The organism is Streptomyces sp. NPDC028907 (assembly GCF_055564995.1).
Map to the genome: position 1 here is coordinate 346,964 of NZ_JBVHVE010000010.1, position 9,969 is coordinate 356,932.

8 protein-coding genes are annotated in these 9,969 nt (G+C 74.0%); 4 read left to right on the forward strand and 4 right to left on the reverse strand.

Going from position 1 to position 9,969, the window contains the following annotated elements; all coding sequences use genetic code 11:
• The first annotated feature begins 7 nt into the window (after positions 1–7).
• Genes ACZ4UU_RS29900 through ACZ4UU_RS29915 form a run of 4 tightly spaced genes read left to right on the forward strand, consistent with a single transcriptional unit; the run spans position 8 to position 5,874 of the window.
• Entirely contained in the window at positions 8–1,603 is a 1,596-nt protein-coding gene (locus ACZ4UU_RS29900; RefSeq protein WP_471906475.1) for an MFS transporter, read from the forward strand.
• Positions 1,590–2,339 (forward strand): class I SAM-dependent methyltransferase, encoded by a 750-nt coding sequence (locus ACZ4UU_RS29905; RefSeq protein WP_471906476.1) that lies wholly within the window; start codon positions 1,590–1,592, stop codon positions 2,337–2,339. The genes ACZ4UU_RS29900 and ACZ4UU_RS29905 overlap by 14 nt, the downstream gene beginning before the upstream one ends.
• Positions 2,336–4,141, forward strand: a complete 1,806-nt coding sequence (locus tag ACZ4UU_RS29910; RefSeq protein WP_471906477.1) for an ABC transporter ATP-binding protein — start codon at positions 2,336–2,338, stop codon at positions 4,139–4,141. Before ACZ4UU_RS29905 ends, ACZ4UU_RS29910 begins: the two co-directional genes overlap by 4 nt.
• The gene (locus ACZ4UU_RS29915; RefSeq protein ID WP_471906478.1) at positions 4,138–5,874 is read left to right on the forward strand and encodes an ABC transporter ATP-binding protein; all 1,737 of its coding nucleotides are present in this window, start codon (positions 4,138–4,140) and stop codon (positions 5,872–5,874) included. Before ACZ4UU_RS29910 ends, ACZ4UU_RS29915 begins: the two co-directional genes overlap by 4 nt.
• A gap of 51 nt (positions 5,875–5,925) precedes the next feature.
• Here the strand turns inward: ACZ4UU_RS29915 and ACZ4UU_RS29920 are convergent, their stop codons facing one another.
• Genes ACZ4UU_RS29920 through ACZ4UU_RS29935 form a run of 4 tightly spaced genes read right to left on the reverse strand, consistent with a single transcriptional unit; the run spans position 5,926 to position 9,967 of the window.
• Positions 5,926–6,951 carry a methyltransferase gene (locus ACZ4UU_RS29920; protein ID WP_471906479.1) on the reverse strand — a complete coding sequence of 342 codons (1,026 nt, stop codon included), beginning with the start codon at positions 6,949–6,951 and terminating at the stop codon, positions 5,926–5,928.
• A 24-nt stretch (positions 6,952–6,975) separates the two neighbouring features.
• The gene (locus ACZ4UU_RS29925) at positions 6,976–7,755 is read right to left on the reverse strand and encodes a thioesterase II family protein (RefSeq protein ID WP_471906480.1); all 780 of its coding nucleotides are present in this window, start codon (positions 7,753–7,755) and stop codon (positions 6,976–6,978) included.
• Positions 7,756–7,760: 5 nt separating this feature from the next.
• The gene (locus ACZ4UU_RS29930) at positions 7,761–8,885 is read right to left on the reverse strand and encodes a cytochrome P450 (protein ID WP_471906481.1); all 1,125 of its coding nucleotides are present in this window, start codon (positions 8,883–8,885) and stop codon (positions 7,761–7,763) included.
• Positions 8,882–9,967, reverse strand: a complete 1,086-nt coding sequence (locus tag ACZ4UU_RS29935) for a Gfo/Idh/MocA family oxidoreductase (RefSeq protein WP_471906482.1) — start codon at positions 9,965–9,967, stop codon at positions 8,882–8,884. Before ACZ4UU_RS29935 ends, ACZ4UU_RS29930 begins: the two co-directional genes overlap by 4 nt.
• Positions 9,968–9,969: the final 2 nt, after the last annotated feature.

A 9,969-nucleotide genomic window follows, 5' to 3' on the forward strand; every position in this document is an offset into this window, starting at 1 on the left:
TTTGCCCATGACCCAGGACATACGTCGGGAGCCGTCCGCCGGCGAGAACGAGAAGTCGCCCGGCAACGGCTGGCTGCTCGCCACGACGTCACTGGCCGCCGTGCTGATGACGCTGGACATCACCGTCGTCAACGTCGCCTTGCCGGAAGTCGCCGCCGATCTGGACGCCGGACTGACCGGCCTGCAGTGGGTGGTGAACGCCTACACGCTGGTCTTCGCGGCGCTCCTGCTGCCCGCGGGGGCGCTGTCCGACCGGATCGGGCGCCGGAACATGTTCCTCACCGGCGTCGCGGTCTTCACCGTCGCGTCGGCGGGCTGCGGCGCCGCACCCGGAGTCGGGACGCTGATCGCCTGCCGCGCCGCGCAGGGCCTGGGCGGCGCGATGGTGATGTCGACCGCGCTCGCCCTGATCGCCGGGGCCTACGAGAGGCCGCGCCGTCAGTCGGCGATCGGGATGTTCTCCGCGGCGGGCGGCGCGGCGGCCGCCCTCGGCCCACTGGTGGGCGGTGCCGTGGTCGAAGGTCTCGACTGGCGGTGGATCTTCTACGTCAACCTGCCGGTCGGCGTCCTCATCATCGCCGGCGCCGCGCTGCGCGTCCCCCGGGAGCGCACAGATGAACTGCCGCGCCCCGAAGGCCGGTTCGACCTCGTCGGACTGCTGCTCGCCGCCGGGGCGCTGCTCGGCCTCAACTACGGCCTCGTGACCGGCCCCGAGGACGGCTGGACCTCGGCCTTCGTCCTGCTGCCCCTGGTGGCCGGGGCACTGCTCGTCGCCGGGTTCGCGGCGTGGGAGACACGGCGCCGGGACGCGGCGATGTTCGACGTACGGCTGCTGCGGGTGCCGTCGTTCACCGGCGCGATCGTGCTCAGCTTCGTCTGCCGCGTCGTCAGCTTCGGTGTGCTGCCGTATCTGATCCTGTGGCTGTCCGGCATGCTCGGTCACAGCCCGCTGGGTACGGGGCTGCGGCTGCTGGCGATGACCGCCTTCATCATGCTGGTCGCCCCCTTCAGCGGGCTGTTCCTGAGGCTGATGCCGACGCGCGGCGTCATGGCGCTCGGCACGGGGATCACCGCGGTCGGACTGCTCACCATGGCCCGCGTCGGGCCCGACGACTCCTGGCTGGTCATGCTGCCCGGCCTGGTGCTGCTCGGTATCGGTGGAGCGATCGCCTTCCCGCCGCTGATGGGCATGGCCGTCGGGGTGGTGCCGCCGGAGCGGGCCGGGATGGCGTCCGGGATGACCAACACCTTCTTCCCGCTCGGTACGGCGGCCGGAGTGGCCGCCTTCGGCGCCGTGTTCAGCACCCGCATCGACAGCGACCTCGACGACGCGCGGCTCGCCGCCCTGCAGGTCCCGGAGGCGATGCGGCAGCAGGTCCGGGACGCCGTGGCAGCCGGGCAGTTCGGCTCGCTCGAACGCGCCCTCCCCGCCACCGCACGCGAACCGGTCCTGGACGCGGCCCGCTCCGCGCTCACCGGCGGCCTGGCGACCATCTGCGTCGCGGCGGCCGTGGTCAGCCTGCTCGCCGCCCTCACCTCATGGACCCTCGTACGTGACCGGGACCAGCTGACCGCGAAGGAGCCGGTCGATGCCCCTGCCTGACACCACCGCCGTCCAGGACATGTACGGCCCGGCCGCCGAGTTCTACGACCTCCTCGCCGCCCCCGCATGGGCGCGGCTCGGCCCGCTGCTGCGCCGGGCGCTCGACCGGGTCGACCCGGGGCACGGGCCTCTGCTCGACATCGGCGCGGGCACCGGGCTGTCCACCGAGGCCGCAGCCGACGCCGTTCCCGGCGCCCGGCTGATGGCGGTGGAGCCCTCCGCCGGGATGCGTATCGCGCTGTCCACCCGGCTCGCCTGCCGTCCCGAGCTCGCCGCGCGCGTCACCGTCACCGCGGGCACGGTGGACGACGCGCGGCTGCCGCCCCGCCTGTGCGCGGCCGTCGCCCTCGGCGTCGTAGGGCATCTCGGGTCCACCGAACGCGCCGCCCTGTGGCGGCTGTTGAGCGAGAGGCTGGCGCCCGGAGCCCCCGCTGTCGTCGACGTCCTCGACCGCACCGCACCCCCGACCCGGGCCCCGCTGCGGCTGGCGACCCGTCGTGTCGGCGCCCTGGACTACGAGTCGTGGAGCGAGGGCGCCGACGACGGCTGGACCCTCACCTACCGCGTGCGCGACGGGGAGACCGTCGTCCGCGAGTACGCCGTACCGCTTCCCTGGTCGGGGCTCGGCCTCGACGACCTCGCTGAGGAAGCCGGTGCCGCCGGGCTCGTCTGCACGCCGCTCGCCCCCGATTTCGCCGTACTCCGATCCACCACCCCCCGAGAGGAAGACTCATGACCGGCGCGGCCCTCGCGGACACGCGAGAGGGCACACCCGACACCGCCCCCCAGCCACCCGAGCCGGCTCCCGGCAAGCCGCCGGGCCTCCAAGACCTGCTCGCCCCCGTACGCGGGCGCCTGATCGCCGCGGTCGTCGCCCAGGCCGCCGCCGCGGTCTGCTCGATGATCCCGTTCATCGCCGTCGCCGAACTCGCCCGTGCCCTGCTGGCGTCCGGCGGCCCGGACGAAGGCGGTGCCTGGACCGCGGCGTGGACCGGCGTGGCCGCCCTCGTGGCCCGGCTCGTCCTCTACGCGACCGCCGGCGTCCTCACCCACCACGCCGACGTCGATCTCCAGCTCGGGCTGCGCCGCCGCATCGCCCGGCACCTCGGGCGCGTGCCGCTCGGCTGGTTCACCGACAACAGCTCGGGCGAGGTGAAGAAGGCGGCGGGCGACGACATCTCCACCCTGCACCACCTGATCGCGCACACCGCGCTGGAGGTCACCTCGGCGATCGTGGCGCCGCTGACCGCCCTGGTCTATCTCCTCACCGTGGACTGGCGGCTCGCCCTCGTCGCCCTGCTCCCGCTCCTGCTCGGCGGCTACTTCTTCCAGCAGGCCATGTCCGGCGGCGAGGAGGTGACGGCACGGTTCTTCGGCTCGATGGGTGCCGTCAACGCGGCCGTCGTCGAACTCGTCCACGGCATCACGGTCATCAAGGCGTACGGCCGCACCTCCCGCGCCCACCGTGCCTACGACGACGCCGCCGACAGCTTCTCCGCCTTCTTCCGCGACTGGATCATGAGTACGACCCGGGCCAGTACGTCGGCCGCGCTCGCCCTGTCCGGTCCGGCGGCCCTGCTGCTCGCCACGGCCGCCGGCACCCTGTTCGTCACCCAGGGCTGGACCGACGCGCTCGACCTCGTGCCGTTCGTCCTGCTGGGCCCCGCGCTGACCGGGTCCGTGATGGGGCTCGCCCAGTCCGGGCACGCCGTCCAGGGCGGCATGCAGAGCGCCCGCGAGCTCCACGCGCTGCTGTCCGTACCGGCCCTCCCCGAGGCGTCCGAGCCCGCGACGCCGGGAGCGGACGGCCGCGTCGAACTGACCGGCGTCGGCTTCAGCTACGACGGCACCACGGACGTCCTCAGCGGTATCGACCTGACCCTGCGGCCCGGCACCGTCACCGCCCTGGTCGGCGCCTCCGGCTCGGGCAAGTCCACCCTCGCCAGGCTGGTGCCCCGCTTCTGGGACCCGACCGCCGGAACGGTACGGATCGGCGGCACGGACGTCCGGGACCTCGCCCCGCACGACCTGTACCGCCAGGTGTCCTTCGTCTTCCAGGAACCCCACCTGTTGCGCACCAACGTCCGCGACAACATCCGCCTCGGCCGCCCGGACGCCGACGACGCGGCCGTGGAGCAGGCCGCGCGCGCCGCGCACATCCACGACCGGATCACCGCACTACCGCGCTGCTACGACTCGGTGATCGGTGAGGACGCGGTGCTCTCCGGCGGCGAGTCCCAACGCCTCTCCGTGGCCCGCGCGTTGCTCGCCGACGCACCCGTCCTCGTCCTCGACGAGGCGACCTCCTTCGCCGACCCCGAGTCCGAGGCCGCCGTCCAGCAGGCCCTCTCGGCGCTCGCCGCCGGCCGCACCCTGCTGGTCATCGCCCACCGGCTCGCGACCGTACGGGACGCCGACCACATCGTGGTCCTCGACGGCGGACGCATCGCCGAACAGGGCACCCACGCCGAACTGCTCGCCCTCGACGGCCGCTACGCCCGCATGTGGGCCCTCCAGCAGAAGGGAACCGCGCGATGACCGCGCTGCTGACACGCGTACTGGGACGGGAGCAGACGGAGGGGCTGCGCCGCGTCCTGCTGTGGGCGGCCGTCGCCGCCGCGCTCCAGGGAGTGGCGTACGCGCTGCTGGTCCCGCTGCTGACCCGGCTCCTCGGCGACGCTCCGGAGGCGGCCTGGCCGTGGGTCGCCGCCCTCGCCGCCGCGACGGTCGCCTACGGGGCCGTCGCCTTCACCGCGACCGTACGCGGCAACCGCTTCAGCGCCGACCTCGGGCGCACCCTGCACCACCGCATCGGTGACCATGTCGTCGCCCTGCCGCTCGGCTGGTTCGGCGGCGAACGCACCGGCGAGCTCGGCCAGTTGGCCGGACAGGGTGTGGTCCAGGTGATGAACGCCGCCGCCAACCTGCTGCGCCCGCTGTGCAACGCCTTCGTCACGCCCGCCGTAGTCGTCCTCGCCACCTTCGTCTTCGACTGGCGGCTCGCGCTGGCCATGCTGGTTGCGTCGCCCGTCGCTGCCGCCGCGTACCGCTGGTCCGGGCGGTTGATGTCCCGCGTCGACCGGCAGTCCCATGCCGGCGCCGTCGAGACCGCGGACCGACTGGTGGAGTTCGTCCGGCACCAGCCCGCGCTGCGCGCCTTCGGCCGGACCGTCGAGGACCACGAACTCCTCGACGCCGCCCTGCGCGAGCAGCAGGCCCAGGCCCGCGCCGCCATACGCATCGGCGTACCCGGCATCGCGGGCTTCGCGCTCGCCGTGCAGCTCTGCTTCACCTGCGTCCTGCTGCTCGGCACGTTTCTGGCGGTCGGCGGATCGATCGGTGCCGGTGAGCTGATCGCGGTGTTGGTGCTGGCCGTGCGCTTCGTCGAACCCATGGGCGCGGCGGCCGAGTTGGGGGGCTCACTGCGGGTCGCCCGCGGCACCCTGGAGCGCCTGGACGAGGTGCTCGCCGCTGATCCGCTGCCGCAGCCGCAGACCGAGGCGCCGCTCCCGGAGGAGTACGGCATCGAAATCGACGGTGTCTCCTTCGGTTACGGGGACGGGCCCACCGTGCTCGACGGCCTCGCCCTGCGCGTCCCGGCGGGGAGCACCGTGGCGCTGGTCGGCCCCTCCGGCTCGGGCAAGACCACCGTGACCAGGCTGATCGCCCGCTTCTGGGACGTGAGCGCGGGCACGGTCCGCGTCGGTGGGACGGACGTCCGCGACCTGACGACGGACCAGCTGATGGCTCGCCTTGCCATGGTCTTCCAGGACGTGTACCTCTTCGCGGGCACGATCGAGGAGAACGTCCGCGCCGGACGCGAGGACGCCACGGACGAGGAGGTGCGCGAGGCCGGGCGGCTCGCCCGGGTCGACGAGATCGCCGAGCGGCTCCCGGACGGCTGGAGCGCACGCGTGGGCGAGGGCGGCGCGGCTCTGTCAGGCGGGGAGCGGCAGCGGATCTCGCTGGCCAGGGCCCTGCTCAAGCGGGCCCCGATCGTGCTGCTCGACGAGGCGACCTCGGCGCTCGACGCGGAGAACGAGGCCGCGGTGCAGCAGGCCCTGGGAGCGCTTACGGTGGATCGGACGGTTCTCGTCGTCGCCCACCGGCTCGACACCATCCGGGGTGCCGACCTGATCGCGTTCCTGGAGGGCGGGCGGATCGTCGAGCGGGGCACGCACGAGGAACTGCTGGCGCTCGGCGGGCGCTACGCGTCGTTCTGGGGCGAGCGGGAGCAGGCGAGCGGGTGGCGGCTGGCGGCACGTTCCTGAACAGGCGATAGGGCGGCGTGGTGTTGTGCCATGCCGCCCTATCGCTGTGCGTCACCCGGCGTGCGCGCAGGTCACCAGGTGGATGCCGGTTCCGGTGACCTGGCGGCTGGTGACGCGCAGGCCGGTCCGGGTGACCAGGTCGTCCAGCTGCCGGGGCGTGCGTTCCCGGCCGCCGAACAGCACCAGCAGCCGTAGATCCATGGCCGCGGCGACGTCGGCACGGCGCCTGTCGGTGACGAGGTTTTCCACGACGAGGACCCGACCGCCCTCGCCGGCCGCTTCGGCACACCGGCGCAGGATCCGCTCGGCCTCTTCGTCGCTCCAGTCGTGCAGCACCCAGGTGAGCAGATACAGGTCCGCTCCGGCGGGCAGCGGGTCGAAGAAGCTGCTGGGATGCACCGAGGCACGTTCCACCAGCCCGGCCGAGTCCAGTGCGCGCCGCGCCTCCTCGGCGGCCTCGGGGAGGTCGAGCACCGTGCCGCGCAGAGCGGGGCGCGCCGTGAGCAGCCGGGCGAGCAGCGATCCGGAACCGCCGCCGACGTCCACCACGTGCCCGCGCTCGGGCCAGGCGTACGCCGCGACGACCTCCGGGGCCGCGAACCGGGTGTGCGCGGCCATCAAGTCGGCGTAGGAGCGGGCGAGTGCGGGGTCCTTCAGGGTGTCCTGCCACAGGGACCGGCCGTGCACGAGGGGGTAGGCGGGCTCACCTGTGCGCACGGTGTCCAGCAGGCGCCCGAACGCCTGGTCCATGCGCCCGCCCATGCCGTCCAGGTCGTACCAGGCGCGCAGCCCGAACGCCCCGCTGTCCTTGAGCAGTTCGGCCGCGGGCGTCAGGGCGTACGTGTCCTCGGTCGGCTCGGCGAAGACGCCTCGGCCGGTGAGCACGCGCAGCATGCGGCGCAGCGCGTCCGGGTCGGCGCCCGCGGCGCGCGCGAGGTCGGGCAGTGCCGTGTGGCCGACGGCGATGTGGTCGGCCAGGCGCAGGGTCGCCGCGACCCTGATCGCCCACGGGGTGACGAGGTCGGCGAGCGCGGCGAGGTCGACGCGCGCGGGGGTGGTCTCCGGGAGGGTGGTCATGTCGCTCCAGCTCCAGCTTCGGCTTCAGGGGAGTACGGGGTGGTGCACGGCGGCAGGGGCGGACGCGCCGCAGGCGTCGAGGACGGCATCGACGACCCGCCCCGCCTGCGCGACCAGGTAGAAGTGACCGCCCGGCAGCACCAGGCTGCTGAACGCCCCCGACGTGGCGCTCCGCCACGCCGCCACCTCCGCCACCGTCGCCTCCTCGTCACGGTCCCCGGTGACGGCGGTGAGCGGGCAGCGCAGCCGGGCGGCGGTGTCCGGACGGTACGTCTCGATGAGGCGGTAGTCGGACCGGACCGCGGGCAGCAGCACCGCCCGCACCTCGGGGTCGTCGAGCAGGGCGGCGTGGGTGCCGTCGAGGCGGCGCAGTTCGGCGGCGAGGCCGTCGTCGTCCCGCAGGTGCACCGTGCCGGGGCGCTGGCGGTGCGGTCCGGGACGCCCGGAGACGACCACGTGCCGTGGGCCCGCGCCCGATGCCTCCAGCCGAAGGGCGGTCTCCCAGGCGACCGAGGCGCCCATGCTGTGCCCGAACAGGACGTGCTCCCGGTCCGTCCGGTCGGCACGCAGCGCCTCGGCGACGGCACCGGCGAGCTCGTCCATGGACTTCGCGGCGGGCTCCGTGAGCCGGTCCTGGCGACCTGGGTACTGGACGGCGACGAGCTCCACGTGCGGCGGAAGCAGCCGGGCCCACGCGGTGTAGAAGGCGGCGCTGCCGCCCGCGTGCGGACAGCACACCAGCGACACGCGTGCCGTGGGGCGGGGCAGCGGTCGGCGGAGCCAGGGGGAAGCGGTACTGGTCACAGAGGTCACTCCAGGTGGACGGGGAGCGCGGCGGGGCCGCGGCTCATGAAGTCGCCGGCGCGGCGGAAACGGAAGCCGGGCGCGAGCCGCAGTTTCGGATGCCGCCCGATCAACACCTCGGCCGCCACCCGTAGTTGGAGCCGGGTCAGGGAGGCGCCGAGGCAGGCGTGCGGGCCCTTGCCGAAGGCCAGGTGGGCGCGCAGCCCCGGCCGGTCGGGCCGGAACGCGTCGGCGTCCTCGCCCCAGCGGGCCGGGTCGCGGTTGGCGGAGGCGACGACGGCGACCACCCGTTCCCCGGCCCGTACGGGCGTTCCGCCCACGGTGATGTCACGGGACGCGGTGCGCATCTGCCACAGCGCGGGAGGGTCCAGGCGCAGCGATTCCTCGATCGCGTCCGCCAGCCCCTCGGCCCGCCAGTGGTCCTCGCTCAGCAGCCGCAGCACCAGATTCCCCAGCGCATGGCGGAGGTTGGGCACTCCGGCCACGATCAGGAAGTGCAGGAAGGTCACGGCCTCGGTGCGGTCCAACTGCTTCAGGACACCGCTCAGAACGGGCTTTTCCGTGGACCTCAGCGCCCAGCGTTCGAACGCGGGCCATTCCGGGTGCGCCCGGTGGCCCAGGAGGTCGGTGAAGGTGCCGGCCCAGCGGTCGTGGTCCCCCGCGTCGGTCCCGTCCACCCCGCAGAAGGCGGCCAGGACGGCACGCGGCAGCGGCGCGGTGAACGCGGGGACCAGATCCGTGTCCCGCTCGAACCGGTCCGCCAGCGACTCGGCCCGTTCCCGTACGACGGGTTCCAGCTCCGCGACGACGGTCCGTGCGAAGGCGGGGGAGAGGAGCCGGCGCAGCCGCGTGTGCGCGGGTGGGTCGAGCTGGGACAGGGCCAACCCCCGGTCCGCTTCGGGGGTGTCGGGTACGGAGGTGTTGTTGCGGCGGCTCGACCAGAGAGCCGGGTCCGCCAGGACTGCCCGCACGTCCGCGTCGCGGACCACCACGTGCCATCCGGGAAGCGGCGTGGAGACCGGCCGTTCGCGGCGGAGCGCGGCCAGCCGGGGATACGGATCGTCGGTGTGGCTCAGGTCGAGCGGGTTGAAAGCGGCGGACGGGCCGGAAGCAGCCGCCGCGGTGGTCACAGGCCCTCCCGTTCACGCACCGCCGCGACCAGGTCCGGCGCGGTGACCGGCTCCGGCGCGGGGCGGCGTACCAGGTCCGGGTAGCCGAGCCGGGCGGTGAGGTCCTGCCAGATCTGGCTGAGGGTGAGGTGGTACTGGCCCGCCCGCATCGGGTCCTCGCCCGCCCCGGCCGCGTCCGCCGTCGCCCGCAGCGCCCGCCGTACGCCGTCCGGCCACACGTCGGCGTACACCTCCCGGTGCGTGGGCGCTTCGGCGGGGCCGACCGGCTGGACGCTCGGCAGGTGCACCAGGCGGTGCGCCTCGGCGTCGAAGTCCAGCTCGCCGTCGTCCCCGCGTGGGGCGGGCAGCGCCGGGCTCCACAGGACCGGGCCGTGCGTCCCGGCCAGGATCAGCGTGCCGCCGCTGAAGCCGAGGGTGACCCGGTGCAGCAGGTGGGTGTGGTTGTCGGGGTCCTCCGGGTCGAGTTGGTTCAGCACGCGCAGGGTGAGGGGGACGCCGGCGAGTCGGCCCTCCAGGGTGGTGAACGGCCCGCCGCCGGACATCGGATCCCCGAGCTGCCAGGGCCGCAGCCCGCCGAGTGCCTGGCCGAGGATGTCGATCAGGTCGTACGACACATGGACGGCACACCACCCCTCCGCGTACAGCACGTCCTGCCGCTCGGCAAGGTGACGGGCCGCAGCGAGGAAGCGGCGCACGGGAGCCAGGTGCGGATAGAAGGTGTTGAGCCGGTACTGGACGTCGTGGCGGCGGGCGGTGCGCAGACAAGCGGCCAGTTCCACCTGGTGGATCGGATGCTCGTGCAGCACATGTACCCCGTGCCCCATCAGCCGCTGCGCGAGCGCGGCCCCCTCCCCGCCGCCGACCCCGTTGGGCACCACCACGCAGGCCAGGTCGGCGTGCCGGGGCACCTCGTCCGGGTCGGTGAGCAGGGGGACGCCGTAGCGTTGCGCGCAGGCCTTGGAGCGGGCGCTGCCCCGGCCGAGAACGCCGGTCAGCCGGAACGGGAAGTCCGGGCCCGGTTCCCGGAAGGCACTGAGGTACACACGGCCGAAACCGGTGCCGCAGACGACGACTCGGGTCACGG

What these genes read in the sequence shown, in the direction of transcription:
- ACZ4UU_RS29900 (WP_471906475.1), top strand. Translation starts at nt 8, where the DNA reads ATGACCCAGGACATACGTCGGGAGCCGTCCGCCGGCGAGAACGAGAAG.
- ACZ4UU_RS29905 (WP_471906476.1), top strand. Translation starts at nt 1,590, where the DNA reads ATGCCCCTGCCTGACACCACCGCCGTCCAGGACATGTACGGCCCGGCC.
- ACZ4UU_RS29910 (WP_471906477.1), top strand. Translation starts at nt 2,336, where the DNA reads ATGACCGGCGCGGCCCTCGCGGACACGCGAGAGGGCACACCCGACACC.
- ACZ4UU_RS29915 (WP_471906478.1), top strand. Translation starts at nt 4,138, where the DNA reads ATGACCGCGCTGCTGACACGCGTACTGGGACGGGAGCAGACGGAGGGG.
- ACZ4UU_RS29920 (WP_471906479.1), bottom strand. Translation starts at nt 6,951, where the DNA reads ATGACCACCCTCCCGGAGACCACCCCCGCGCGCGTCGACCTCGCCGCG.